This is a genomic window from Pontibacter rugosus (genome assembly GCF_042678745.1).
Classification (GTDB): Bacteria; Bacteroidota; Bacteroidia; order Cytophagales; family Hymenobacteraceae; genus Pontibacter; species Pontibacter rugosus.
Genome location: NZ_JBHTLD010000011.1, coordinates 19,906 through 46,433, shown reverse-complemented (window position 1 = coordinate 46,433; position 26,528 = coordinate 19,906). Strand labels below are relative to the sequence as shown.

Here is a 26,528-nt window from a genome sequence, read left to right as displayed (position 1 = left end):
AAATTATACTTTATTAATAGATGCACTACATAGACTTGTCCATCTTTGTGCTATACATGGTAGCCATGTTAGGCGTAGGGGTTTACTTTCTCAAGAAAAATGAAGGAGCTGAAGATTACTATGTAGGGGGGCGCACCATGAGCAGTGGCCATATCGGGTTATCGGTGGTGGCTACTGACGTGGGAGGGGGTTTTTCTATTGGTTTAGGTGGTCTAGGCTTCGCCATGGGATTGTCTGGCTCCTGGATGTTGTTTACAGGATTACTTGGTGCCTGGCTGGCAGCTGTTTTCCTGATTCCTAAAGTAAAGGGAAATCCTGCTTTTGCGAAGTTTCTCACTTTCCCGCAGATCTTCGGCTATTATTTCAATAAAAGGGTCGCACTTCTGGCAGGTGTCATTTCCGCTATCGGATATACCGGCTTCACCAGTTCCCAGATTTTGGCTGGCGCAAAGCTGGCAAGCGGAACATTTGTTGCACTCGATTTGAATACCGCCCTCCTGATTATGGGAGTTATAGCAGTGGTGTATACGGTTATGGGTGGCATGAAAGCGGTGATCTATACAGACACCATACAATGGGCTATTTTGATGGGCGGACTCGTCTTTATAGGCATCCCTGTTTCTTTCCTGGCAGTTGGCGGTATGGATTCTTTAAGCTTTTCACAGCTGTTCAGTCTGGAATACCTCACTACGCAGTCTTCTAAGAGTATGGCAGCCATACATGCAACACTTCCTCCTGAATTTCTTAGCCTTACCAATATTACATGGCAGCAGGTGGTAAACTGGGCTATCACTATTATTCCTATTTGGTTTGTGGGAATGACGCTGTACCAACGCATCTATGCCTGCCGCGATACCCAAACAGCCAAGCGTGCCTGGTATATCGCTGGCCTTTTTGAGTGGCCCATTATGGCCTTTATGGGTGTGAGTTTGGGGATACTGGCCAGAGTAGCTGCAGAACAAGGCATGTTTGACTCTTTAGGAGCTGCCGGAGCTATGATAGATCCCGAGACAGGTTTGCCTATGCTCTTGCGCACTGTATTGCCGGTAGGGCTGATGGGGCTGATGCTTGCCTCCTATTTTTCGGCTATACTATCCACGGCAGATAGTTGTCTGATGGCTTCATCCGGCAACATTGTGACCGATGTGCTCAGTTATTTCTACAAGTTCGACCAGGACTCTCCCAAAGCATTGCGCCTGTCTCAGCTTGTAACTTTGCTCATAGGTGCCTTTGCCCTTTGGCTGGCAACCATGATGACAAATGTACTTGACCTGATGCTCTACTCTTACGCTTTCATGGTATCCGGATTGTTTGTGCCTATCATAGGGGCTTTGTTCTGGAAACGCCGTAGCAGCGTGGCCGCTTTCTGGGCTATGTTGGTTGGTGGAATTGTAACTGTTACGCTGCAGGTTTTCATGCTTACACCAGCTGCTCCTGATGCTGATTTTATTGGGCTAGCGGAGTCACTACACCCCTATTTCCCTGCTGAAGTAACGCAAACGTGGTTGAGTCTTAGTGACTTTGAGTTGCAGGAACTGCTAAACCGTACACTTTCTGCAAACAGTATCGTACACATACCTTGGGTTGATCTTGTCTTCAGGCTTCCATTTAACTTGGATCCCAACCTTTTCGGCTTAACCGCATCTCTTATACTTTACATATCATTAACTTATATTTATCAAGAAAATAAGCACACAGAGCATGGCAGAGAATACCAGCGTTAACTACAGCATTTATACTCCTACCGATAACCAGGAACTGAAGCGGGATGAAGTCCTTGATTTCCTTTTTCACCACCTGGACGAGTATGGCGACAAGCGCGAAGATATAGCAAAATGTATGGACTACGCCCTCTCCACGGCTGAAGGCAAAGGTGGGTCTGTATTGGTGGCCCGTGAAAGCGATCAGGTAGTGGGTGCCTTGATTCTTAACAATACCGGCATGAATGGGTATATTCCGGAGAATATTCTGGTATACGTAGCTGTACACAACAGCCAGCGAGGCAAGGGCGTAGGAAAGCAGTTGGTGCAAATGGCTGCAGACAATACAACCGGAAGTATAGCTTTGCATGTGGAGCCACAGAATCCGGCAAGACATCTTTACGAGAAAATGGGCTTTACAAATAAGTATTTAGAATATAGACTAACAAGATAATATGGCAGTTTTAAAGCTGTGCAAAGAGAAGCTCCATCACAATTATCAGCACCTGGACAAAGTCTTCAAACAGCACAACATCGACTGGGGCATCGTAACAAAACTAATGTGCGGCAACGAGCTTTTTATAAAAGAAGTACTCGCACTTGGCATTAAAGAAATACATGATTCCAGGGTTACCAACTTAAAAGTTATCAAGCAAATAGCGCCTGATGTACAAACCGTGTATATCAAGCCTGCTCCTAAAAAAAGTATTCCGGATATAATTCAGTACGCAGACGTTAGCTTTCAGACAGAACTGGACATTATTCGGCTGCTATCGGATGAGGCAGTGCGCCAGCAAAAGGTGCACAAGATTATCATTATGATAGAGATGGGTGATTTACGTGAGGGTGTGATGGGTGATGAACTGGTGGATTTTTATGCCAATGTATTTGAGCTGCCGGGAATTTCTGTGATTGGGCTTGGGGCGAACTTCAACTGCCTGCATGGTGTAATGCCTACACAGGATAAATTAATACAGTTATGCCTTTACACCCAAATTATTGAAGCTAAGTTCAATATTAAAATCCCCTGGGTTTCGGGCGGCACTTCTGTTACCATCCCGCTACTATTTAATCACCTGCTGCCAAAAGGAGTCAATCACTTCAGGGTTGGTGAGGCCTTGTTCTTCGGACTAAATCTATTTACAGGTGAGACTTTTGAAGGCATGCACCACGATGTACTGGAACTGGAGACAGAAATTATCGAACTGACGGAAAAGCCCATGATACCAAGCGGTATGATGACGGAGAATCCTAGCGGTGAAAGCTTTGAAATAGACGAGACGCTGTATGGAAAAACCTCTCACAGAGCCATACTTGATGTAGGGCTGCTCGATATCAACCCCAAATTTTTGCTACCAAAGGATGAAAGTCTGAATGTGATCGGGGCTAGCTCAGATATGCTGGTGGTAGAGTTGGGTGAGAACCTACAGAACTATAAAGTAGGTGACGTGCTCCACTTTAACCTGCGCTACATGGGCGCTTTAAGCATTTTAAACTCCCGTTATATATCCAAAGAGGTTGTAGATTGATCATATTATAAGATTTGTTTTTTTAAGTAGATTTACCCTGATCAACTATAGCAACATGCATTACCATACATACGATGAATTGCTCAGCAACAATGCAGCGTGGGCAGAAGAAAAGCTGGAGAGCCAGCCAGGCTATTTTGAAGGTTTAGCTAAAGGCCAGAAACCTCCTTTTCTTTTTATAGGATGCTCTGACAGCCGCATGCCCTTGAATGGTTTTACGAAAACGGAAGCGGGCGAACTTTTTATACACCGCAATGTGGCAAACCAGGTGTCTCTAACTGACATGAACCTGCTCGCAGTGCTGGAGTATGCTGTAGAAGCTTTAAAAGTGAAACATATTGTAGTATGCGGCCACTACCTCTGCGGGGGTGTAACGGCAGCTTACGCTGGTACTGCCACAGGTGTAGTGGAGAGCTGGGTGAACCCTATCCGCGAAATCTACCTGCAACACCGGGCTGAAATCGATAGCTTGCCTACAGAGGAGAAAAGAACGAATAAGCTATCGGAATTAAATGTGATTGCCCAGGTTGGTAATATTTATAAAACTTCGGTGATGCATCGCGCTTTCAAAGCAAATGAGGTACCGGAAGTACATGGATGGGTGCTGGACATAAAGTCAGGTTATATCAAAGACCTGGAGCTCCCGAAAGAAGAATGGCGCCGGCTGGGCATTTTGCCGTAACAGCCATTATCAGCCCCTAACCTGCCCTAACGCAAAGCAGTAGTAAAGGAATTTAAAAGGCAGATCCGATGCTGTTATCTTTAGCATCGGCTCTGTCTTTTAAATTTAATCTATTTAGTCGTTCCCCAAAATCGCATCCAAGAAGCCTATGCTTTCTTTTCTGTTCTTAAATACAAGCAACGGAATTTCGTCGTTGTGGCGCAGCACTTTTTCTGTCACACTTCCCAGCACAAACAACGCTGCCGCTGATTTCCCTTTGGCACCGATAACTAATAGATCTGCCTGTGCACGTCTAGCTTCCAGAACTATCAAACCTCCCAGGTCTTCGTTAGTGTCCTGGCGCACCAGTTTAAGAGAGGCGCGCCCTTCCAGCTGAGGGAACCGCTGAAGAACCTGATCAAACTTCTCTTTGGCAAATCCTCTCATACGGTCATCAAACGCTTCAAAGCTTTCTCCCAGCGTAATGTAGCCCGAAGGCACCTCATATACATGCAGACATACAATTTCTATACTAGGTAGCGCTAGTGCAGAATGCAGTAGTCGCTCCAGTGCCATCATGGAGTACTCAGAAAAATCTACGCTTACTACTATCCGACCTAACACAGGTTCTGCATTTTCAGACACGAACAGTACGCTTACACGGCCAGAACGCAGCAGTTTTTGAGCCAGCACGCCACTCCCCTGTAGCCTAAGCTTACGGCCTACCAATATCAGTTCCGTATTTGTTTCTTTGGCATGATGCAGCATTTCTTTTACAGGCGAGCCTTCAATAATCTGAACCTGCACTTGCACATGCGGCAGCTGGTCAAAATAAAATTTCACCTTCTGCTCTATTACCTGCTTCATGGCTTTAGCTTCTGAAACGGGTGCAGGTATGTTGGCGATTAGTTCGGCAGGAATATCGAGGTGCTTCTCTGTATGAACAAAGTATACTTGTTCTATGGCTGACTGGCTGCAAAGAAAAGCAGCATAGCGAATAAGGGTTTCGTCCATCTCGGTCAGGTCGAGCCCAACCGTAATTCTGGTTAGCGTATTCATATTCTGTGGTTATGGTTTTACAAGCAACAACACCTTTTATACCCTCTTCCCCGCTATTCCTTTTTTAAACTTTGTAACTAAATAAGCGCAGGCAGGTACTAAGTGTTTAATAGAACTTACGCTACAAGTTGTACAACCTTTACAAACTATCCAAATTTCATGCTTCTTTCAATTCTTGTTGGGTTAGTTTTAGCTTTTGCAGCGCCGTTATTATACCGTGCGCTAGGCAAGTTCACTGTGGTACCCATGGTACTGCTGCCTGCAGGATTATTCACCTATTTCTGTACACATATTTCAGCAGTCTTGGAAGGCAGTCCTGTTGTGCAGGTGCATCGTTGGGTGCCTTCTTTAGGTATAAACCTGCAGTTTACTCTTGACGGTTTAAGCTTATTCTTCGCCTTGCTGATCAGCAGCTTTGGTGTGCTGATTATGGCCTATGCAGGTGCTTATCTGAAAGGAAATGAACAATTAGGGCGCTTCTACCTCTACCTGACAATGTTTATGACAGCGATGCTGGGTGTAGTGCTATCCAGCAATGTGCTTGCTCTGCTAATTTTCTGGGAGCTAACCAGCATCAGTTCTTACCTGTTGATCAGCTTTAAGCATAAAGATAAGGTAGCCAGGGCTTCAGCTTTGCAAGCCTTGCTGATAACGAACGGAGGCGGCCTTTGCCTGATGGCCGGTTTGATATTGCTTGGAATTGCTGGCAACAACACCTACTCTTTTGCTGAATTGCTGCAATTGCGCCCTGAGTTGCTGCAGCATGAGCTTTATATCCCCATTATTGTGCTGCTGATGCTTGGCGCTTTTACCAAGTCTGCGCAGTTTCCGTTTCATATTTGGTTGCCTAATGCCATGGCGGCTCCAACGCCTGTAAGTGCTTACCTGCACTCCGCTACTATGGTAAAGGCTGGCATTTACCTGTTGGCGCGCTTCTCGCCAATGCTCGGAGGTACTGAAGCCTGGAATTACACTATTATGGCCGTAGGAGCGACAACGGCTGTAGTAGGCGCTTTTCTAGCTTTGCAACAGCTCGACCTGAAAGCCATACTTGCTTATACCACCATTAGTGCTTTGGGTAGTTTAGTTACCTTGATAGGCATTGGCTCTACTTTTGCGTTAGAGGCTATGCTGGTTTTCCTGCTGGCGCATGCGCTTTACAAAGGGGCGCTCTTTATGCTGGCCGGTACTGTGGACGTGGCAACGGGAACCCGAGACACTACAAAACTACACCTGCTTGGCAAGCGAATGCCGCTGGTTTCTGTTGCCGCTATACTGGCCGCTCTTTCAATGGCGGGCATGATCCCGTTTTTCGGCTTTATAGGAAAAGAATTACTCTATGAAGGTGCTTTTGAAGCGCCCGCCTTTGCAGTTCCGCTTACCGTTGCTATCGTATTTTCGGGAATCGCTTTTGTGGCAGTAGCTATACGGTTAAGCTATGGGATATTTTTCCGGCAATCAGCTTCCGAAGCAACAGAAATCAAGCTACACCCTGTACTCGGGCTGTGGCTTCCTCCGCTCCTCCTTGGAATCTTAGGTTTAGTTTTTGGCTTGCTTCCAAACTTTTCTGTTACTCCCATACTTAACGCTGCCGCAGGTTCTATAGCGACTAATCAGCAAGAGGAATTGCACCTGGCGCTTTGGCATGGCTTTAACCCTATCCTGCTGTTAACTATACTTACTCTGGTGCTTGGTACAGCCTTTTACTTTTTAACTGAGAAGTTCACGTCATGGCCTGTGCACCTGGAGCGAATATACAGCATAGGCCCTGGAGAGCTATACCATAAGGTACAGCGTTTAGCGGCAAGAGGCGCCAGAGGGTTAACGACACAGGTACAGACGGGTTCTCTACATGCTTATGTTGCTGTTATTATTATCACCTTTATCTTATTAGTAGCAGGGGCTATCTGGCAGGAAAGTCTTTATGCTGTTATCACTGTCGATACCATGCTATCCGCCTTTGGTAACATCCGCTTAAACGAGTACATCCTGATTTTACTTATTGTGCCTGCCACACTCTTCGTGTGTAAAACAGATTCACGTCTTATTGCTATTACTACCTTAAGTATGGTTGGATATGCTATAGCGCTTGCCTATATCTTTTTTGGAGCACCTGACCTTGCAGCCACGCAGTTTCTAATAGAAACACTGACGGCTGTACTATTTGTGCTGGTATTGCATAAGCTGCCTACACTTAAACCTGTTATCAAGTATAAGACAAACTATGCCTACATAACCTTATCAGGCATTTTTGGCTTCACCATGGCCTATGTACTGGTCTTAGTGCGGCAATATCCTTTAACCTCAGAACTAAAGGCCTACTATGGCGCAACCAGCTGGCTGGAAGCCAAAGGCCGAAATATTGTGAATGTGATCTTAGTAGATTTCAGGGCCTTCGATACACTTGGTGAGATAACCGTACTCGCCGTTGCAGCCATTGGTATTTTCTCTTTGCTTAAACTTTATCCAGAGAAAGGAGATCAGCTATGAAATCAATTATACTTGCAGCTGCCCTCAGGCTGTTTTTCCCGCTGTTTATTTTCTTTTCATTCTATATCCTGATCAGAGGACACAACCATCCCGGTGGTGGGTTTATCGGTGGTTTGATTCTGGTAATACCGTTTATTTTTCATGTGCTGATTTATGGCGCGGATGTTACACAGGATAAGCTGTTTCTGAAGCGGGTTTACTCACTGAAATGCAAAGAACAGGAGTCGAAGTGGAGCTATACTTTACGCAACGTCGGCTACCGCTTACGTGGCTTAATTCCGTGGTACTCACGTCCAGACGCAGACAAGGTGCTGGTGAAGCAGTTTATTATCGAGCCACTCCATATCATTCCTGTAGGTATGTCCTTGTCACTGCTGGCAGGTATTATTCCTTTACTGGGCGGAATAGATTTTCTTACAGGAGTATGGGCTAAAACTGAATTGCCGCTGATCGGCAAAATAGGTTCTCCCCTTCTATTTGATATCGGAGTGTATTTGCTCGTGTCTGCTGTCGTTCTCAAGATTGTCATGGTTATGTCTAAAGAATAACAACATGGATTTACTATTTGCCATAGCAGTGGGCTTGCTTTTCGCAGCCTCGCTATACTTAATATTGCACCGTCATCTCTTTAAATTTATCGTTGGGTTGATGGTGTTTGGGCTGGCCAGCAACCTGTATGTTTTTGCCATCGGGCGTCTTACACGCCAGCAGAGTGCCATTATACCCGGTAATGCAGACGTAGCGCTGGAGCCATTCGCTGACCCTGTACCACAAGCCTTGATCTTAACAGCCATCGTCATCGGGTTTGGTCTACAGGCTTTTGCCATTGTGCTGGTAAAGCGCCTTTATCAGGTTACCAGCACAGACGATATAGATGATTTAAACCATACAGACCGAATTGATTCAACTGAAAACTAATGCAGATGCAGTTACAGGATAACCTGCTTTTACTTTTGCCGATACTAGTCCCATTTGTGGGTGCTATACTTTGCATTTTCTGCTGGCGCGCCGTGCTTAGCCAGAAAATCATAGCTCTGGTAGCGCAACTCAGCCTGATAGGCAGTGCTTTGTGGCTATCAAAGCATGTAGTGCAGTACGGTATAGTTACCATACAAATTGGCGGCTGGACAGCTCCGTTTGGAATAACCCTTATCGCTGACCTGCTAAGCTGTCTGTTGCTCGTGGCGGGCTCTTTGGCAGCGCTGGCCGTTACGCTCTACTCTTTTTACGACCTGGACAAGCCGCGCATTCAGTACGGCTATTACCCTGTTGTTTTGATCATGCAGATGGGCATAGGCGGTGTATTACTAACCGGAGATTTATTTAACCTCTATGTATGGTTTGAAATTCTGCTGATTTGTGCGTTTGTACTGATTACCATTGGCGGTACCAAACAGCAGCTGGAAGGAGCTTTAAAATACGTTACTATAAACCTGATTGCCTCAGGTTTGCTTTTGGTGGGCATTGGAACCATTTACGGCATGGTTGGGTCCCTGAATATGGCTCAAATAGCTGTTCAGGCTGAGCAGATGCCACACATGCAGGGCTTGTTTGTGGTGGCTGGCATGTTCTTTATTGTGAGTATAGGTATCAAAGCAGGTGCTTTCCCTTTGTTCTTCTGGCTTCCTGCCTCCTATCCTACGCCTCCTATCGCTGTATCGGCCATCATGGCAGGCCTTCTCACTAAAATTGGACTTTACGTACTGCTCCGTTTGTTTACCCTCATTTTTAACGTTGAAACGGGCTTTACGGGGTATGTTCTACTAGTGATGGCCGGTTTAACTATCGTTATAGGCGTTATTGGGGCTGCTTCGCACAACGACTACAGGAAAATACTCTCTTATAGTATCGTCAGTCAAATAGGTTATATGCTGATGGGGCTGGCCATATCCACTCCACTGGCCATTGCTGGTTCTATCTATTTTATAATTCACAACATGCTCGTGAAAACGAATCTGTTCATGATTGGAGGAGCTGTCGCACAGCAGCAGGGCACATTCAATATTCGCAACATGGGTGGAATGTATAAGCAGCAGCCCTTGGTAGCGATCATCTATTTCGTTTCTGCCTTGTCTTTAGCCGGTATTCCACCCTTTTCTGGATTTTGGGGAAAATTAATGTTAGCCAGAGCTGGTTTTGATGCTGGCTTTTATGTGTTAGCAGGTCTTTCGCTGGCAGCCGGGCTTGTAACGCTTATTTATCTGACAAAAATTTGGCACCATGTATTTTTAAAGGTGCAGCCGACTAACACGCCACCTGTTAAGCAGTTTCAGCGCATGTTACAGGTGCCTATGCTGTTATTACTGGTTGCTATACTTGCGCTAGGTGTTTATGCAGAGCCATTCATAGAGCTATCTCAACAAGCTGCTGAACAGTTGCTCCACAGCGAAACATACATCAATGCCGTACTAAAATAAAACTAAGCTTTAGCCATGAAAACTTTTTTAATTCATTTTGTGATTGCAGCTTTTGCCGTGAACCTGTTTTTTACACAGCTGAACTGGCTGCATTTTACGGCTTTTAATAGCTTACTTGTTTTTTTTGTCGTTTTTATGCTGTTGTGGTTAAGTGCGGCTCTCTACAATAAGAGTTATTTCAGAAAAATACCGAAAGTGGTCGGCTTATCTTTCTTTTTCCTGAAAGAGCTTATTATGGCTAATTTGAAAATAGCCTATGACATCATCACGCCCCGCTATTTTATGAATCCGGCTATAATTGCCTTACCACTGAAAGCCTCCACAGATGTAGAAATAAGCTTGTTAGCTAATATGCTAACCCTTACGCCCGGCTCCCTAAGTGTGGATGTTTCTGAAGACAGAACCAAGCTTTACGTACACTTGCTGTATGCTGCCGATGAGAATATAGAGGATATAAAATTGGAGTTGAAAAACGGCTTTGAGAAACGAATTTTAGAGATAACCAGATGAACATTTTCGATACTACACTTTTAATCGCTTTTTTCGTGTTAGGCATCTGTCTGCTTTTGGCAGCAATTCGTTTTGCTATGGGGCCAAGCCTGCTGGACCGTATTACTGCTTTTGACTTGATTGTGGCCAACGTGATCGGCATCATAGTGATCTACAGTAAACTGACCAGAGACTTTGAATTGATAGATGTCGCGTTGATTCTGTCGCTATTCGGTTTTCTGGGTTCCATATCCTTTACCTATTACATGCTGAGAAGATAATTGCCCATGGATATAGATCTTAATTTTGTTCAGGAGATCATCAGCAGTATCTGTATACTGGCTGGCGTGTTTTTTATGCTGGTAGCATCTATTGGCTTGTTGAGACTGCCAGATTTCTATACACGCATGTCTGCCATTACCAAGGGTGCCACGTTGGGCATGGGGTTGATTGTGCTTGGAATTGGCATTTACTTTAATGATCCTGAGATCATGCTCAAAATTCTGGCTATTCTCTTCTTTACCTTAGTTACGTCGCCTGTTGCAGCGCATGCCATCACAAGAACGGCCGTGTTAAAAAAAATTCCGTTCTGGAAGAAAACGGAAATCAAAGAATTTAAAGAATACTTGGATAAGGAAGATAAGAAACAGGAAGCGGACAAGAAGGAAGAGTTTAATTAATGTGCCTCAAGAAGCTTCAGCAGAATATTTTACGAAAGGTCTTACAGAAGACGCATACTCACCGAAAGCATCTACAGAGGTGATAATATGGTCGGGATATGTGAGTGCCGTTAGTTTACCTCCAAAAACACATCCTGTATCAATATTCAAGGTATTGTTGCGCCACCAGGGCTGGTGAACAGGAGTATGGCCATACACTACAATAGCCTCTCCGCAATAGTCTGCTGCCCAATCCAGGCGAATTGGTAAACCCTTTTCATCTGTTTCGCCGGAGGTGGGGCCATAAAGGCAAAGCGCACGCACGCCCTTAGAATTTTTTCCGTGTAGATTTTCCTCCAGTCCGGCATGTGCTACAACCAGCCTGCCTTCGTCTAAAATAATATGGTGCGGCAAGCCGTCCAGAAAACGCATAACACGGGAGATAAATGCACTGTTGTATCGTTCCAGTTGCGCCTTGGTGAGCTCCAGACCATGCCTTACCTTCACGTTACAGCCTTTCAGCATGCGCAGTAGTTTATCATCATGGTTGCCGCTAACGCAAAAAGCCATCTCCTGCTCTACCATATCCATCACCAGCCGCAGTACCTCCGGAGAGTTCGGACCACGATCAACCAAGTCACCTACAAACACAGCTTTATGACCTGCCGGGTGTGAGATTTCAAATTTCGCTTCAGCTTCATTAAATGCTACAGTATAATGCAGGCGCTTAAGTAATTCAACTAACTCATTAAAACAGCCATGCACATCGCCTATGATATCAAAAGGGCCATGTTGTTCCGGTAGAACAAGATTATACATCTGTTGATTTATACTTTTATTCATAATTAATGTCTCTTTTGCGGCATCAGCCTAACCACAACTATATATAAACAGCAAAATGCATCTTCAGGTTGGGCTGCAACTAAATATTTATCAGCAAAATACATGCAAAAACAATGCGCTTTTAATTGGGTGTGGGTAATGTTCTTCCTAATTTTACGTTTCACCGAAAATTTTATTTTCAGGCTTTAAATCTGAAATGTCCTACTCCTACAAGAAAACTAAAATTCCCCTGCTGTGGCTGCGCCGCCACACCTCCGACAGAGAGTTCATGCTCATCTCCAGTGTGTTGATTGGCCTTACAGCCGGTCTTGCCGCTGTCGTGTTAAAGACTATGGTGCACTACATTCATGTCCTGCTGGCATATGGTAATCGCCTACTCGACCAGCCATACTGGCTCGTGGTGTTCCCTATGATTGGGATTTTACTCACAGTGCTGGTAGTGCGATTGTTCTTTAAGAGAGGAATCGGGCGTGGTACGGCTAATATACTTTATAGCATTTCCCAAAAGTCAAGTATGGTGGAGCGGCATAAGATGTACTCGCATGTGGTTACGAGTGCCATTACAGCTGGTTTTGGTGGCTCTGCCGGACTTGAGTCTCCTATTGTGGTAACGGGTTCTGCCATTGGCTCTAATTACGGGCGCGAATATCACCTCAACTACCGCGACAGAACCCTGTTGCTTGCCTCGGGTGCCGCTGCTGGTATTGCTGCTGTTTTTAATGCCCCTATTGCCGGTGTTCTGTTTGCCATCGAAGTTCTTATAACCGATATCAGTATTTCTGCTTTTATTCCGCTGATAATATCGGCAGTTGTTGGGGCACTCTGTTCTAAAATTATCCTGCAGGAGGATGTTCTCTTTTACATTGGCCAACGCGAAATTTTTGCTGCTGAACACGTGCCTTTTTATGTGCTACTCGGCATTCTATGCGGTATGATGTCAGTATACTATACACGCATGGTACTGCTGATAGAAGAGCATTTTGAAGCCTACGAAGCAAAAGTTTACCCACGGGCGTTGGTTGGAGGAATGTTACTGGGCCTGCTCATCATGCTTTTTCCGCCTCTTTTCGGCGAAGGCTATGACAGCATTCTGCTTTTAGAGTCTGAGAACGCTGCACAATTATTACAGGATAGCTGGTTGGCTTTTTTTGGCACGAACGAATGGCTGATACTGGGTTTTGTGGGGGCGTTGGCACTCGTAAAAGTTTTTGCCACTACCATCACCATTGCTTCGGGTGGTAACGGAGGCAACTTTGCTCCTTCTATGTTTGTGGGTGCCTGCTCCGGCTTCTTTTTCGCTCGTATTGTAAATCTTTTAAACATCAGCAACCTGCCAACCAGCAGTTTTGCCATGGTTGGCATGGCAGGTATTCTTAGCGGCGTAATGCACGCCCCTCTAACGGCGGTCTTCCTTATTGCTGAAATTACCGGAGGCTATACTTTAATGATTCCGCTGATGGTAGTTGCTGCTAGCTCTTACGCCATGGTGAAGTATTTTGAACCGTACTCACTCGATACCAAGAAATTAGCTCAGAAAGGACAGCTGCTAACGCCTAACAAAGACAGGACGATTCTGCACATCATGAAAATAAGTCATCTGATTGAGACGGAGTTTCAACCTATAGCACCAGATGCTACTTTGGGCGAGTTGGTTCAACTGATTGCCTGCTCCCGCCGAAACTTATTTCCTGTTGTAACCGCCGATAAAAAACTTGCAGGTGTGCTTTTGCTTGAAAATGTGCGGGAAATTATGTTCAAAACAGAAAAATACAATGTTGTTAAAGTGGCCGAGCTTATGATAAAGCCGCCTGCCATTGTACAATATGACGACAGCATGGCGAGCGTTATGAAAAAGTTCGATGAGTCTGGAGCCTGGAATCTACCCGTGCTGCGGGGGGAGACGTATCTCGGCTTTGTTTCTAAATCGAGCATATTCACCAAATACCGTAAGCTGCTCATAAAAACAACTAATGTTGCCTAGTGCAAGTATGGGTTAATCCTATGTGCAGCTTTATACTTCACCCCAGGGTTGCAGTTCAGGCTTATACCACAGCTCGCCCTGTTCTATTTTTAGCGGAGAGCTAATGTTATTCGTATAAAGCTGGCCTGTTCCGAGCCCCTGTGGCATGTTGATGTTATATTGAGCGGTAAACTGACTGATGGCATTCAAGCCAATATTAGACTCCAGGGCAGATGTGAGCCACCAGCCTATGCCTCTCGCCTCTGCCATACCTATCCATTGCGCACTTTCCGCCAGCCCGCCTACCAGCGTTGGCTTAAGTATAATGAACTGAGGATTTATACTTCTCAGCAGGTCTTCTTTTAGCTGTGGCTGCCGCACCCCTATCAGCTCTTCATCCAGTGCAATGGGCACGGGAGTATACTTACAAAGCTGCGTCATCTCCTCCCACTGCCCCTGCTTAATGGGTTGCTCAATTGAGTGCAGTTCATACTTCGCCAAGCGCTCTAATTTCTTGAAAGCCTCCTGAGGGCTGAATGCGCCATTCGCATCCACTCTGATAGTTAGGGCTTCAGGACCTGCCACCTCACGTATGCCTTGCAATAGTTCCAGCTCAGTCATGAAATTAAGGCTGCCAATTTTAAGTTTCAGGCAAGTATAGCCGTCCTTTAGCTTTTTCTCAATCTGTTCCTGCATAAAAGCTATGTCACCCATCCAAACCAGGCCATTTATTGGTATTCCTGCTTCGCCTTGGCTAAAGCTATTTTGGTACAATTTCCTGTTACCGCCATGCTTCAAATCCAGTAAAGCAGTTTCTAGCGCGAATGTTAAAGCAGGCCATGCTTCTAACGAAAGTAAATCAGCAGGCAAATCACGACCTGCATCAAGCGGAACTTGCTGCTCATTTACGAGTTTTACCACTTCCTGAATCTTTTGCTCCAGGTCCGGCCGGTAATCTATACTTAAGCCAGCTAAAGGTGCGCACTCGCCTATGCCATACAAGGATGTATCTGTGGGGTTGTAAACTTTAAGATAATACACCTCATGTTCCGATATAGCCCCCCGAGAGGTGCGGGCATCAAATTTAAATTGCAAAGTATGGCGGCTGTAACTAAGGTGAAGACTCATGTTAAATTGGCTTGTTGTGGCAATATAAAACCAATCTGACTAAAACTGACGTAGATGAAGAACAAAGTATAACTAAACGGCTCCTATCCCAGTATTCAGTTCAATCATTATGCATTAGCTAGAAAGAAGAAAGGCAGTTAAACTCTGGAAAATGTTCTTTCGCAAATAACCTGAAGCCGCTTTACTTGTTGTTAAAAATATATCCCGCACCTAAAACATTTCTGTATGAGCACTCTTACGGCACCAGCATCACAAGGCATCTTGCGGCAATATGAGTATGTACGTGGCTATACCGAAGCTATTTGTAAGCCTTTAGAACCTGAAGACACAGTAGTTCAGCCTATTGTTGATGTGAGTCCGCCTAAATGGCACATGGCTCACACCAGCTGGTTCTTTGAAACCTTTGTCTTAACACCTTACCTGCCGGGCTATAAAGTGTTTCATGAACAGTTCAGCTATTTATTTAACTCTTACTATAACGCAGTAGGCAGCCGTGTGCAGCGCGACCAGCGCAGCACCCTCACCCGCCCTCCACTGCGTGACATTTATGCCTACCGCCAGTACGTAGATAAACACATGCAGCAGTTGCTCCATACCATTGATGATCGTGTATTCGAAGAGTTGCAACCTGTTTTGGCGCTGGGACTACAGCACGAACAGCAGCACCAGGAATTATTGATCACTGATATTAAGTATATCCTGAGCACCAACCCCATGCTGCCTGTCTATACACCAAGAGCTGTTCCTAAAAAAGCTTTAGGTGCGGTTGAGGCGAAATTTCTGGAAGTGCCGGGGGGCAAGTATAAAATTGGCTATACGGGCGATGAGTTTTGTTTTGATAATGAATTAGGCGTGCACGAGGTGTTGGTGCAGGATTTCGAGATAATGAACAGACTAGTGACTAACGGGGAGTACCTGGCATTTATGAACGACGGAGGCTACAGTGATTTCAGACATTGGCTGGACGAAGGGTTTGCGCTAGTTAACCGGGATCAGTTGCAGGCTCCTTTATACTGGGTGAAGCAGGAAAATGAGTGGCATCGGTATACCATGCATGGCTTGGAAAAAGTAGATCCGGATGAACCAGTGTGTCACATAAGTTTTTATGAGGCTGATGCTTATGCGAACTGGGCCGGTAAGCGCCTGTTAACAGAGTTTGAATGGGAAGCTGCTTCGCAGGTCTACCCTCCTGCAACAGGCAATTTTATAGAGAGTGGTATATTGGAGCCTGTTGCGGCAGACCCCGACACCGATGGTCTGCAACAGCTATACGGCGATGTATGGGAATGGACTTACAGTGCCTATCACCCTTACCCCGGTTTTGAAAAAGCACCAGGAGCAATAGGCGAATACAACGGAAAGTTTATGCTAAACCAGATGGTGCTCCGTGGCGGCTCCTGCGCTACTTCAGAAAGCCATATCCGCCCTACTTACCGTAATTTCTTTCACCCGGATAAGCGCTGGCAATACAATGGTATCAGGCTGGCTAACAGATAATTTTATACTTGATGAACACAATAGTAGAACCCATGGTAGACCTTAGTCGCAAAGAGGACGGGACAAACGATATAGCTGCCTTTGCACAGGACGTGGCAGAAGGATTAAGCAGAAGACAGAAACACCTGCCCTCCCGCTATTTCTATGATGGCCAGGGGAGCAGGCTGTTTCAACAGATCATGGATTTGCCGGAATACTATCTTACCCGCAGTGAGTTTGAAGTACTGACGGAAAACAGGGAAGCCATGGCGCAGCAGTTCTCCCGTGAAGGCTTCTTTCACCTAATTGATTTAGGTGCCGGAGATGCGCTGAAAACAAAAATACTTATTCAAGAGCTGGCAAAGCAGCAGCAATTATTTGATTATGTACCTGTTGATATCTCAGGTGATGCCATGCAGCAGCTTTCCGATAGCCTCAGAACTGAGCTGCCGCAAGTAAACGTGGAAGCAGTAGTAGGCGAGTATTTTAAGGCGCTGGAGTGGCTTCAGGAAAATAAATCAGAGCGCAAAGTTGTTTTGTTTCTAGGGTCGAACATCGGCAATTTTGAAACAAGCGAAAGTATAGCTTTTTTACAGCGTGTCCGTAGCTTCTTGCAACCCGGCGACCGCTTATTGATGGGCGTAGACCTGCGTAAAGATCCTGAAACTATACTTGATGCCTATAACGATGCAGCAGGCGTTACGGCAGCCTTTAACCTAAACCTGCTGCACCGCATCAATCGGGAGCTAGGCGGGGATTTTGATGTTGAACAGTTTTACCATTATGCCATGTACAACCCGGGTGAAGGCGTTATGCGCAGCTTCCTAGTAAGTAAAATTGATCAGGATGTGGCAATCAAAGAAACAGGGCAAACTTTTCATTTTGATGCATGGGAGGCCATACACACAGAAAACTCACACAAGTATAGTTTAAGCTCTATTCAGGAGCTGGCGGGTACCTGCGGCTTTGAGGTGGAGACTGTTTTCTATGATGGGCAGAAAAAATTTGCAGACGTACTTTTTTCCGTTCGATAAAGTATAAGCAGCATTCCTTCTTTACATCAGCAGGTATAAATCATTATGTTTATACTTGCTGATGTTTTTTTTAAAGGATTACGATTTCAATTGTTCTTTACTATTGTAAACCTAAGTATAACACCTATACCAGATACATGGAAGTTATTTCGCTTGCCGCCGGATCAAGTTACTTCAAAAGCCCTGAAGCTGCCACAGAGGCCGCTATAAAAGCGCTACAGGAAGGCAAAACCTTTTACGGCCCCACGCAGGGCACTCCTGCGCTTCGTAAAGCTATCAGCCAAAAGTATAAAGCAGAAGGTATAGCCATTGAGCCAGCGCAGGTGCTTGTAACTCCGGGTACTAAGCAGGCGCTCTACAACCTGTTCACCATTTTGCTACGCCAGGGCGATGAAGTGGTGGTACCTACACCGGCATGGTTTGGATTTCATGAGTTACTGAAGTATAACAGTGGCACCTTAGTGCCGCTGCCTACAAAGCTGGAAGAGGGCTATCAACTGACACCAGACATGCTGCGTAACACCCTTACCGAGCGTTCCCGTATACTTTTACTAACGAACCCTGGCAACCCCACAGGCCGAACATACAGTCAGCAAGAACTAGAGGCGCTGCTGGAGGTTACAAAGGATTTTCAGAACCTATACGTGCTATCAGATGAAATTTACGACCTTGTTACTTACGGCAACCCTGTTACTTCTATCCTTTCCTGCCAAGGGGCAAAAGCAGCAAGAACCATCGTTGTAAACGGTTTTTCAAAGTCTTTTGCAATGTCTGGCTGGCGGTTGGGCTTTATACTTGGGCCGGAAGCGCTAATCACCAAGTGTGTTGATTTTCAGAATGCCACCATGTCAGGGGTGAGCGAGTTTGTACAGGATGCAGCACAGGCTACGATAGAAAGCAAAGAAAAGCTGTTGCCAGCAATGCAGGAGGTTCTGCAACACAACCGGGAGGTGATGCGGCAGGGATTAGATATCATACCTGAGGTTAAGTATTACTTGCCGGATGGTGCATACTACTTCTTCCCTGACTTCAGCCATTACCTAAATCGCACAAGTATAACTGGCGAAACTTTACTTACAAGTATAGATTTATGCCGCTATCTCCGCACCTGCTACAATTTAGAACTTTCTCCGGGTGATTATTTTGGTGCTCCTGGTCATGCACGTATGTCGTTTGCCGTTGAGACACCACGACTAGAAGATGCTCTGAGGCGACTTCGCCAAGGTTTACTGCTCTTACTTCATCCTGAATAATCAACTTTAATAAAACATTGATGCCGATTCTCCCTATATATACAAGCAAAAGCTATCCATCAATAGTATAACCTGATTAAAAGAATATGATCTTTAGAAAATTAGCTTCCTTCAAGTATAGGTTTAAGTCAGTTCGCATATAATCTTGCAAGCATAAATTTTATGCAATCATGTATAGCATAGCTTCATGTTAATAAGATACCAGAGGAAGAAACGCTGTAATCTAAGCCAATACATCTGAATCAGCAGTTATAGCAGCGGTTGTAAGTTAATTCTTCTAATTTTGCAGCCAAACAAAAATGACTAGTGCAGCTGCATGGAAACCGCTACCTATAAAGAAAACTTTGCCAAAAATTTTACGCTTGCCTATCCAGTTGTACTAAGCCAGCTAGGGCATATACTTGTCAGCGTTTTCGACAGCTTGATGGTGGGGCAGATTGGAACGCTTCCGTTGGCAGCGGCCTCTTTAGGCAACAGTATCTTTACTATTACGCTTGTCTTCGGCCTTGGAATTTCCTACAGCATCACACCCTTGATTGCCGCTGCTGACGGCCGCAGAAACTATACCCGCATCTCTCTTCTTTTACTGAATGGTTTGGTATCTAATGTGCTTCTGGGGATACTCCTTTTTATAGCCGGCTACTTCCTTTCTCCCTACATCACTTTGCTGGACCAGCCACCCAACGTGGTAGACTTAGCTATACCTTACATTAACATCCTGTTTCTGTCGATGGTGCCGCTCATGGTTTTTCAGGCATTCCGCCAGTTTGCTGAGGGACTTTCGCTTACTAAACAGGCGATGTATATATCAATTATTGCTAATGCCTTAAATGTATTTTTAAACTACCTTTTTATATTCGGTAAGTGGGGCTTTGAGCCCATGGGTTTGGTTGGTGCAGGTTGGGCAACGCTCATATCAAGGGTAGTAATGGCTATTACTATGGCTGGCTGGGTGCTATATGCTAAGAAGTTTGATGTATACCGCCATTTTCTTCGCCTGCGCCACCTGTCTTTTATACACATGTACCGCATCTTCAAATTAGGCTTACCTATATCAGGGCAAATGATTTTTGAAATGGGGGCCTTTAGTTTTTCTGCGGTAATGATAGGCTGGTTAGGGGCAATAGAGCTGGCTGCCCACCAGATAGCGATAAATGTTGCATCTGTCACTTATATGATGGCAAGTGGTATTGCAGCCGCAGCTACCATACGGGTAGGCAATCAAAAAGGACTTGGTAATTTCCGGGCCATGCGGATGGCAGGCTATAGCAACCTGGCCATGGGAGCCATATTTATGACGTGCAGCGGCCTTTTAATGGTGCTCTGCAACGAACTCATTCCGATGCTTTATATCGATGACCCACAAGTGATACAGCTTGCTTCCGGCTTACTGATTATAGCTGCTATTTTTCAGATCTCAGATGGTGTACAGGTAGTTGGCTTGGGTGCTTTGCGAGGTTTAGAAGATGTTAGGATTCCAAGTTTAATTTCGTTACTTGCATACTGGGTGATTGGTCTGCCAATAGGGTATTACCTTTGCTTTAAAGCAGATTACGGTGTGAATGGCATCTGGTTAGGCTTATTGATCGGGCTTTCTGTAGCGGCGGTTTTGCTGGCTTGGCGCTTCCGGGCACTTAGTAACCGATTAAAAGTAAGGTAAAGTACAAATCTTTGGCACTTTTTGCTTTTAGCGGCTGTTGCCGTATTAGAAACTGATTTCAACTTTTAGCCGAGTTCACATGTTTACTTTTACCCTATTCCTGTCCTTGTGGGCAAGAATATTGCTTCTCATGGTTACGCCACGTGAGTCTGCAAGTTTGCCTGCTCCTGTTAGTAATGCTGTAACCAGCTCATCAGAAAGTTCTATTAAAGAACAAGTTATCTGGTCTACAACCAGAAGATTGTCTTGGGATGATTTCAAGGGGCAGCCTGATGATACAAACCCGCATCATGCCCTCACTGCCGCAAATCTGGCTGTTAATGCCAAGTGTAAAGACAACAGCTATACCTACGTAGTGAATTGTGTATTTTTACCTAGTGAGTCGTGGAGCAAAAACAAAGCGTCAGAGAAATTACTGGTGCATGAGCAGCTTCATTTCGATCTTACAGAAGTGCACGCCCGCCAATTACGCCGTGATTTACAGAAACTTAGCTGCACTTCTGTGAAGACAAGCCTTAACAGTGTCGTATCTTTAGCTTTTAGTAAATGGAAAGCAGAACAGGATGCCTTTGATAGTGCCTGCAAACATGGCTTGAATAAAGAAGAGGAAAAAATATGGGCTGCTGCCATAGACACTCGTCTGCAGGAGCTCGAAGCTTATCAATAAGTATAAAGGCAGCTTAAGCTACAGGTAATAGCTTGAGCTGCCTTTATTATGCTAATTGGCAGGTCCTAAATCTTCTTTAGAAGGCCCGGTTACCACTTTGCCAAATGGATCAAATCGTGAGCCGTGGCATGGGCAGTCCCAGGAGCTTTCTACACTGTTCCAACTAACCAAGCAGCCCATATGCGGGCATACAGCCGAGCATTGGTGCCTCACCCCTTCCTGGTCGCAGTATACAGCTACTTTGGTAGACCCTTTCCGCATGATGCGTCCCGTTCCCGGCATTACCTGCATGGCATCTTCCACTTCGCCTGCTGTCACATAATCTTTCATTTGTGCAGCCACGTTCAGGTTTTCCTTGATGAATTCTCCTACCGCCTGTGAGTTCAGACTAACTCTGGCCGGGTCATACAAGCTGGCCCAAGGGTTTTGGCGCCCCATAATTAAGTCTGTGATCAACATGCCTGCAATAGTACCGTGCGTTATACCATGCCCGGAGTCGCCGGTGGAAATGTAAACATTATCTGGAGAGCCCGGATTTCGTCCGATATAGGCTAAACCATCAACTGGTTCATACACCTGCCCTGACCAGCGGTACAGTACCTCCTGGCTCATCGGAAATTTAAGTCTTGTCCAGCGTTCAAGCTCCATAAAGCATTCAGCAGGATTGTCATGCTGGCCAGTTTTATGATCCTCCCCTCCCACAATCAAGACATCATGTTGTGCATCCGCATCTGTTTCCTTTTGAAGCCTTATATAATGATATGGATTTTTCATGTCCCAGTACAAAGCATCCGGCACAGAATCTTTAGGCACCTGTATGCCTATGGCATAAGTTCTATAAGGTGCTTGTTTGGTATGCATGGTAAGTTTATCGTTGACTGGCGTGTTAGTAGCTACTACTAAATGGTTGGCTGTAACAGTGTGTCCGTCTACGGTTACCACAGTAGCTACAGTCCCTTCCTGAAATTCCGCTACATGCGAACCCGTGAAAATCTGTCCACCCTGGTTCGTGATGGCCTCCGCCAACCCTGTCAGGTATTTCATTATATGCACACGCCCCTGGTTGGGGTAATGCAGGCATGGCAGATCAGTTAGTGACGGTAAAGGGGCTTTCTTGCGCAGAACTACATCATGCCATCCAATTTGTTGCAGCGCCTCAAGTTCCTGCATCAGCTTTTCTTGTTCTTCCTGGTTGGTAGCAAAAAGGTACCCATCAACACGGGCAAAGTCACTGTCAATATTTTCTTCCTTCGATATTGCTTCTATTTTATCAATGGCCTGTGCATGGCTTTGGCAGGCGAGGCGGGCACCGTCTTTCCCAAACATCTTTATCAGGTTATAATACTGTTCGTCCAGCGCATTAGAAAGGTGAGCCGTTGTGCGGCTCGTTTCACCACCTCCTATACTATTAGACTCCAGTACGATAACGCGCTTACCTTCTTTCGAAAGCTGATAAGCCGTTGTTAATCCTGCTATACCCGCTCCCACAACACATACATCGCAGGTAAGGTTTTCTAGTAGGGGTTGTGTCAGAGGCAGGTTTGTGTGGCTTGTCCAAATGGGTAAGGTGGCTCCGCTTGCTCGTTTCATAGTTTTCTTCTTTCTGATAGATGATGTACGCACACAGAAAAAGTGCAAGTACTTTTGCAAAGAATTACGAGGGCGCTTGGCTTATGTTTCTGGAATGGCTTCTTGTATCGCTTTTGGCGCAATTTAGACATGGCAAAAGTCGTTAAGCTTGCCTGGGGCTGAAGTATTTGTTAATATCACACCCAACTTACTTAATAATGAAATGACAGCACCTTCTGAAGCCATAGAGCTTATTACATGGCAGCACTTTGAACAAACAGATATTCGCGTAGGCACTATTGTCGCAGCAGATGAATTCCCGGAAGCCAGACGCCCCGCGTACAAATTAACTGTAGACCTTGGTCCTTTGGGAATAAAAAAAACTAGCGCCCAAATAACAGCACGCTATACAAAAGAAGAACTGGTGGGCATGCAGGTGCTTTGTGTCACCAATCTGGGGAAGAAACAGATTGGTAAATTTATGTCTGAAATCTTGGTAACAGGCTTTGAAGACGAAGAAGGTGCTATCATTTTAGCTCAGCCAGCGGCTACTGTCCCGAACGGAAGCAAGCTGAAATAACCTTTTACCTGATATGGCAGGAAGAGCAGCAGTATTATTGGCTTAACTCTTCCGAGCCTTTGTCAGGGTTGGCTTTTGTTTCGCGCAAACTAAGCGTATCTACTACTGTTTCGTAGAGCGCATCCATTTGCTTCAGGTTATTTAGGTAATAGGTATAAGTCTCCTTAAACTGCTCTTTAGAAACGCCATAACGTTCAAAAATAAGCGCTTGCTGCTGGTTAAACACCATCAAGGCTGTATCTGGATACATGACATTGCCTTCAATAATGGATTCTGTAGTATGAATATCTGCTAATATCCTGACCATCTTATCCTGAGGTATCATATTTACAGGTAGTTGCTCTTTCTGGTTTTGGCAGCTTAGCAGGCCGAAACAGAATATTATGTATAAAACTCTTTTCACAAGTGAAATTTACGAGATTAAATCATAATTTTAAAATCGGACGTAACTGCAGCTGCCCATGAAAGAGCTTGTCAAGAAGCTTCGCAAGTATGAAATTCGGATTCGCAAGGCTATCACCACGCAAATGCAAGGAGACTTCCACTCTGTTTTTAAAGGCACTGGACTGGAGTTTGATGATGTGCGTGCTTATCAGTATGGCGATGATGTACGCTCTATAGATTGGAATGTGAGCGCCAAAGGGCATGGTACTTTTGTGAAAACGTACCGAGAGGAAAAAGAACAGTCTGTTTTTTTGATGCTTGATGTGAGTGCCTCTCAAACCATTGGAACAGGCGCGCAACAAAAGCTCGATATAGGCAAAGAAATATGCGGTGTACTGGCACTCTCTGCCGCAAGGCAACAAAGCCAGATCGGCATCATTTGCATTTCTGATCAGAAAGAGAAGTATATAAAGCCAGCAAAAGGCATCGAGCAGGCTTATACTATTATCAAGGCGCTAAATGAACTTGTGCCAAAATCACGTAAAACAGGTTTAGCGACAGGTATAAAACTTACTCTAGATATTATAAAGCGCCGGAGTATCATCCTGCTCCTCTCCGATTTTATTGACAACAACTATGAGAAGGAACTAAGCATGCTGGCCAGGCGCCACGACCTGATAGTGCTCCACTTGCTGGATATGCGCGAGCATAAACTACCGCCTATGGGCATCGTTCCCATACTTGATAAAGAATCAGGTCAGACCCTTTGGTTAAACACCTCAAGCGAAGAATTCAGGAGAAGCTACCACGCAGATTATAAAAACAACCAGGATAACCTCATGCGCCTTTGCCAGAAATACCAGGCTAATTATCTTGCCATCGAAACCGACGAGGATTACGTGCCGCAACTCGTAAACCTGTTCAGGCTCCGCAATAAGTCTACGAAGAAAAGTGCGTAAATTAGTTTTATTTCTCTCTCTACTATACTTGTGGCCTGCCGCTGCAAAATGCCAGCAGGAACAGCAGCCATCAGGCAGCTTTAGCCGGGACACCATCAAAATCGGGGAACTGGTGCAGTATAGCTTAGTATTTAAACACCCAGCTACACAAGAAGTTATACTTCCATCAGAGAAGTATAACTTTACGCCATTTGAACTGGTACAAAAAAATTACTACCCTACTAGCACCGAGAACGGCATTAGTAAAGATAGTGCCGTTTATACGCTACGGACGTTTGAGACATATGCCAATCAGCAACTGGCATTGCCTGTTTTTATACTACACCAGAGAGATACACTTAAAGTATTCGCCAAAGCCAAAACCGTGCATTTGCAGCAATTAGTGCAGCAGGTGGAAGAGCCACTTCAGGTAAAAGCTGACCTACGGCTGGCTACTGTGGAGGAACGTTTTAACTGGCCTGAGCTTCTGCTGTGGGTGTTTGCATCCGTAACCTTGATCGCCCTTATCTGGATCATATTCGGTCAATCTATAAAGCGGCGTTACAAGCTGTACCGGCTGCGGAAAGACCATGTATACTTTGCCTCCCGCTTTAACTCACACAAAGACCGTTTCGAGAAATCAGGCGCGGCGGCAAGTATAGAAAAGGGTGTTTCGCTCTGGAAAAACTATCTTACTAAACTTGAACGTAGCGCTATAAACTCGTTTACCACGAAAGAAATAGTTGAGTTTTACGACAACGATGAAGAAGTAAACACGGCCCTGCGCATCTGCGACAAAGCTATCTACGGCAACCTCCATTCAGAGTCGGAAGGCGAAACAAACCTTGCCCTCAGTATGCTGCGCCGTGTAGCAAAAGACCGCTATCGTACACACCGTGAATTAATCAAAAATGCTAGATTTAACCGATGATCTTTGGGACTGGCTGAGCCTCGATTGGTTTACCTACAGTACGCTTAAGTCTTTTGAATGGGTGTACCCACTTGTTCTGTATGCTTTGCCGCTTGTCCCCATCCTGTTGCTCTTAAAGTCTATACTTAGGCGCAACACGCGCAATAAGCTTGACCTGGCTTTATTTGAAGGCAGGCATTCCTGGCAGTGGAGCACGTTGCTGCGCTTTGTACCGCGCTTTATTTTTCTACTTTTTGTGTTGCTGGTGCTCGTGGCGCTGGCTCGGCCGCAACGAGTGAACGAACAGCTAGAGCTTACTGCTGAAGGCATAGACATTGTGCTGGTTCTGGATGTATCTGGCTCGATGGAGTTAAGTGATTTCGAACCCAGCCGTTTAGAGGCGGCCAAAGAGGTTGCTCTGAACTTTATAAACGGACGGGTGCAGGACCGTATTGGTATGGTCGTGTTTGCTGGCGACGCTTATTCCCTTGCTCCACTCACTACCGATTATGAACTGTTGCGTGAAAGCATCAGGTCCATTGGTTTTAAAATGATAGCAAATGATGGTACCGCTATCGGCAGTGCTTTGGCCGTAGCCATCAACCGCTTGCGGGATTCCAGCGCAAAAAGCCAGGTAGTCATCTTAATCAGTGACGGGGAAAACACTGCCGGAAGCCTTGATCCTGAATTAGCTGCTCAACTCGCCTATGCTTATAACATTAAATTGTATACAATAGGTATTGGCAAAGACGGACAAGTACCTTACGATGTAGACGAATCAGGGAAAACGCTGTATGTGGAAACTCAAATGGATGAAACTACTTTGCGGCAAATAGCTGATATCGGGCAAGGCAGTTTCTTCAGAGCTGAAAGCAAGACAACACTGCAAGAGATATTCCGGAACATAAACAAATTAGAAAGAACAGAAGTAACAGAAAAGCGTTTCCGTGATACCCGTGATTATTACCAGGTATACTTGAAGTGGGCTCTGCTGCTCTTGCTGCTTTGGCTCCTGCTCAAAAATACTTTTCTGGCTAATGTGCTGGAAGATTAACGCTGTTGCTGAAGCTTATTTGCTAAGCAGAACTAAGGATTTCGGCTTTTAATAATTTTACAAAGTAA

Annotated in this window: 26 protein-coding genes; 21 read left to right on the top strand and 5 right to left on the bottom strand. The window is 45.2% G+C overall.

Annotation, left to right across the window (positions count from 1 at the left end; translation table 11 throughout):
* Window positions 1–20: 20 nt before the first annotated feature.
* From ACFQ2O_RS02675 to ACFQ2O_RS02660, 4 genes are read left to right on the top strand one after another with little or no spacing between them, the layout of a single operon-like run.
* Complete coding sequence (locus ACFQ2O_RS02675; RefSeq protein WP_377522706.1) at window positions 21–1,724, top strand: sodium:solute symporter family protein; 1,704 nt, start codon at window positions 21–23, stop codon at window positions 1,722–1,724.
* Window positions 1,702–2,154, top strand: a complete 453-nt coding sequence (locus ACFQ2O_RS02670; protein ID WP_377522704.1) for a GNAT family N-acetyltransferase — start codon at window positions 1,702–1,704, stop codon at window positions 2,152–2,154. Before ACFQ2O_RS02675 ends, ACFQ2O_RS02670 begins: the two co-directional genes overlap by 23 nt.
* Before the next feature lies 1 nt (window position 2,155).
* Window positions 2,156–3,229 (top strand): alanine racemase, encoded by a 1,074-nt coding sequence (locus tag ACFQ2O_RS02665; protein WP_377522703.1) that lies wholly within the window; start codon window positions 2,156–2,158, stop codon window positions 3,227–3,229.
* A 55-nt stretch (window positions 3,230–3,284) separates the two neighbouring features.
* Window positions 3,285–3,911, top strand: a complete 627-nt coding sequence (locus ACFQ2O_RS02660; protein WP_377522701.1) for a carbonic anhydrase — start codon at window positions 3,285–3,287, stop codon at window positions 3,909–3,911.
* 114 nt (window positions 3,912–4,025) lie between these two features.
* On the opposite strand, the gene ACFQ2O_RS02655 is transcribed toward ACFQ2O_RS02660, so the two are convergent.
* Window positions 4,026–4,949 carry a universal stress protein gene (locus tag ACFQ2O_RS02655; RefSeq protein ID WP_377522699.1) on the bottom strand — a complete coding sequence of 308 codons (924 nt, stop codon included), beginning with the start codon at window positions 4,947–4,949 and terminating at the stop codon, window positions 4,026–4,028.
* A 159-nt stretch (window positions 4,950–5,108) separates the two neighbouring features.
* Here ACFQ2O_RS02655 and mbhE point away from each other — a divergent pair, with 159 nt between their 5' ends.
* The 7 genes from mbhE to mnhG are packed head-to-tail and all read left to right on the top strand — an operon-like array spanning window position 5,109 to window position 11,025.
* Window positions 5,109–7,439: a hydrogen gas-evolving membrane-bound hydrogenase subunit E gene (gene mbhE / locus ACFQ2O_RS02650; protein ID WP_377522697.1), complete on the top strand. Its 2,331-nt coding sequence runs from the start codon at window positions 5,109–5,111 to the stop codon at window positions 7,437–7,439.
* Window positions 7,436–7,987 carry an MnhB domain-containing protein gene (locus ACFQ2O_RS02645; RefSeq protein ID WP_377522696.1) on the top strand — a complete coding sequence of 184 codons (552 nt, stop codon included), beginning with the start codon at window positions 7,436–7,438 and terminating at the stop codon, window positions 7,985–7,987. The genes mbhE and ACFQ2O_RS02645 overlap by 4 nt, the downstream gene beginning before the upstream one ends.
* A 4-nt stretch (window positions 7,988–7,991) precedes the next feature.
* Window positions 7,992–8,357 (top strand): Na+/H+ antiporter subunit C, encoded by a 366-nt coding sequence (locus tag ACFQ2O_RS02640; RefSeq protein ID WP_377522694.1) that lies wholly within the window; start codon window positions 7,992–7,994, stop codon window positions 8,355–8,357.
* Window positions 8,357–9,856, top strand: a complete 1,500-nt coding sequence (locus ACFQ2O_RS02635; protein WP_377522693.1) for a proton-conducting transporter transmembrane domain-containing protein — start codon at window positions 8,357–8,359, stop codon at window positions 9,854–9,856. Before ACFQ2O_RS02640 ends, ACFQ2O_RS02635 begins: the two co-directional genes overlap by 1 nt.
* A 15-nt stretch (window positions 9,857–9,871) precedes the next feature.
* Window positions 9,872–10,366, top strand: a complete 495-nt coding sequence (locus ACFQ2O_RS02630; RefSeq protein WP_377522692.1) for a Na+/H+ antiporter subunit E — start codon at window positions 9,872–9,874, stop codon at window positions 10,364–10,366.
* The gene (locus tag ACFQ2O_RS02625; RefSeq protein WP_377522691.1) at window positions 10,363–10,626 is read left to right on the top strand and encodes a monovalent cation/H+ antiporter complex subunit F; all 264 of its coding nucleotides are present in this window, start codon (window positions 10,363–10,365) and stop codon (window positions 10,624–10,626) included. Before ACFQ2O_RS02630 ends, ACFQ2O_RS02625 begins: the two co-directional genes overlap by 4 nt.
* A gap of 6 nt (window positions 10,627–10,632) precedes the next feature.
* Window positions 10,633–11,025: a monovalent cation/H(+) antiporter subunit G gene (gene mnhG / locus ACFQ2O_RS02620; protein ID WP_377522689.1), complete on the top strand. Its 393-nt coding sequence runs from the start codon at window positions 10,633–10,635 to the stop codon at window positions 11,023–11,025.
* A 6-nt stretch (window positions 11,026–11,031) separates the two neighbouring features.
* Here mnhG and ACFQ2O_RS02615 read toward each other — a convergent pair whose 3' ends face one another.
* Window positions 11,032–11,847, bottom strand: a complete 816-nt coding sequence (locus ACFQ2O_RS02615; protein ID WP_377522687.1) for a metallophosphoesterase — start codon at window positions 11,845–11,847, stop codon at window positions 11,032–11,034.
* Between the two features lie 196 nt (window positions 11,848–12,043).
* Here ACFQ2O_RS02615 and ACFQ2O_RS02610 point away from each other — a divergent pair, with 196 nt between their 5' ends.
* Entirely contained in the window at window positions 12,044–13,828 is a 1,785-nt protein-coding gene (locus tag ACFQ2O_RS02610) for a chloride channel protein (RefSeq protein WP_377522686.1), read from the top strand.
* 30 nt (window positions 13,829–13,858) lie between these two features.
* Here the strand turns inward: ACFQ2O_RS02610 and ACFQ2O_RS02605 are convergent, their stop codons facing one another.
* Window positions 13,859–14,935, bottom strand: coding sequence for an o-succinylbenzoate synthase (locus tag ACFQ2O_RS02605; RefSeq protein WP_377522684.1), 1,077 nt, complete (start codon window positions 14,933–14,935; stop codon window positions 13,859–13,861).
* Window positions 14,936–15,160: 225 nt separating this feature from the next.
* Here ACFQ2O_RS02605 and egtB point away from each other — a divergent pair, with 225 nt between their 5' ends.
* The 5 genes from egtB to ACFQ2O_RS02580 all read left to right on the top strand — a co-directional run bounded on the left by egtB (window position 15,161) and on the right by ACFQ2O_RS02580 (window position 21,025).
* Window positions 15,161–16,432, top strand: a complete 1,272-nt coding sequence (gene egtB / locus ACFQ2O_RS02600; RefSeq protein WP_377522679.1) for an ergothioneine biosynthesis protein EgtB — start codon at window positions 15,161–15,163, stop codon at window positions 16,430–16,432.
* A gap of 11 nt (window positions 16,433–16,443) precedes the next feature.
* On the top strand, window positions 16,444–17,445 hold the full coding sequence (egtD, locus tag ACFQ2O_RS02595) for an L-histidine N(alpha)-methyltransferase (protein WP_377522678.1): 1,002 nt from the start codon (window positions 16,444–16,446) through the stop codon (window positions 17,443–17,445).
* A gap of 137 nt (window positions 17,446–17,582) precedes the next feature.
* A complete protein-coding gene (locus ACFQ2O_RS02590) occupies window positions 17,583–18,698 on the top strand; it encodes a pyridoxal phosphate-dependent aminotransferase (protein WP_377522677.1) in 1,116 nt (371 codons plus the stop codon).
* Between the two features lie 316 nt (window positions 18,699–19,014).
* On the top strand, window positions 19,015–20,358 hold the full coding sequence (locus ACFQ2O_RS02585) for an MATE family efflux transporter (RefSeq protein WP_377522676.1): 1,344 nt from the start codon (window positions 19,015–19,017) through the stop codon (window positions 20,356–20,358).
* 79 nt (window positions 20,359–20,437) lie between these two features.
* Entirely contained in the window at window positions 20,438–21,025 is a 588-nt protein-coding gene (locus tag ACFQ2O_RS02580; protein ID WP_377522675.1) for a DUF922 domain-containing protein, read from the top strand.
* Between the two features lie 51 nt (window positions 21,026–21,076).
* Here ACFQ2O_RS02580 and ACFQ2O_RS02575 read toward each other — a convergent pair whose 3' ends face one another.
* Entirely contained in the window at window positions 21,077–22,615 is a 1,539-nt protein-coding gene (locus ACFQ2O_RS02575) for an FAD-dependent oxidoreductase (protein ID WP_377522674.1), read from the bottom strand.
* 202 nt (window positions 22,616–22,817) lie between these two features.
* Between ACFQ2O_RS02575 and ACFQ2O_RS02570 the strand changes: the two genes are divergently transcribed.
* Window positions 22,818–23,174, top strand: a complete 357-nt coding sequence (locus tag ACFQ2O_RS02570) for a tRNA-binding protein (protein WP_377522673.1) — start codon at window positions 22,818–22,820, stop codon at window positions 23,172–23,174.
* Window positions 23,175–23,208: 34 nt separating this feature from the next.
* Here the strand turns inward: ACFQ2O_RS02570 and ACFQ2O_RS02565 are convergent, their stop codons facing one another.
* Window positions 23,209–23,499: a DUF4296 domain-containing protein gene (locus ACFQ2O_RS02565; RefSeq protein WP_377522672.1), complete on the bottom strand. Its 291-nt coding sequence runs from the start codon at window positions 23,497–23,499 to the stop codon at window positions 23,209–23,211.
* Between the two features lie 136 nt (window positions 23,500–23,635).
* Between ACFQ2O_RS02565 and ACFQ2O_RS02560 the strand changes: the two genes are divergently transcribed.
* The 3 genes from ACFQ2O_RS02560 to ACFQ2O_RS02550 are packed head-to-tail and all read left to right on the top strand — an operon-like array spanning window position 23,636 to window position 26,460.
* On the top strand, window positions 23,636–24,517 hold the full coding sequence (locus tag ACFQ2O_RS02560; RefSeq protein ID WP_377522671.1) for a DUF58 domain-containing protein: 882 nt from the start codon (window positions 23,636–23,638) through the stop codon (window positions 24,515–24,517).
* A complete protein-coding gene (locus tag ACFQ2O_RS02555; RefSeq protein WP_377522670.1) occupies window positions 24,510–25,427 on the top strand; it encodes a hypothetical protein in 918 nt (305 codons plus the stop codon). Before ACFQ2O_RS02560 ends, ACFQ2O_RS02555 begins: the two co-directional genes overlap by 8 nt.
* Window positions 25,408–26,460: a vWA domain-containing protein gene (locus ACFQ2O_RS02550; RefSeq protein ID WP_377522667.1), complete on the top strand. Its 1,053-nt coding sequence runs from the start codon at window positions 25,408–25,410 to the stop codon at window positions 26,458–26,460. The genes ACFQ2O_RS02555 and ACFQ2O_RS02550 overlap by 20 nt, the downstream gene beginning before the upstream one ends.
* Window positions 26,461–26,528 lie beyond the last annotated feature (68 nt).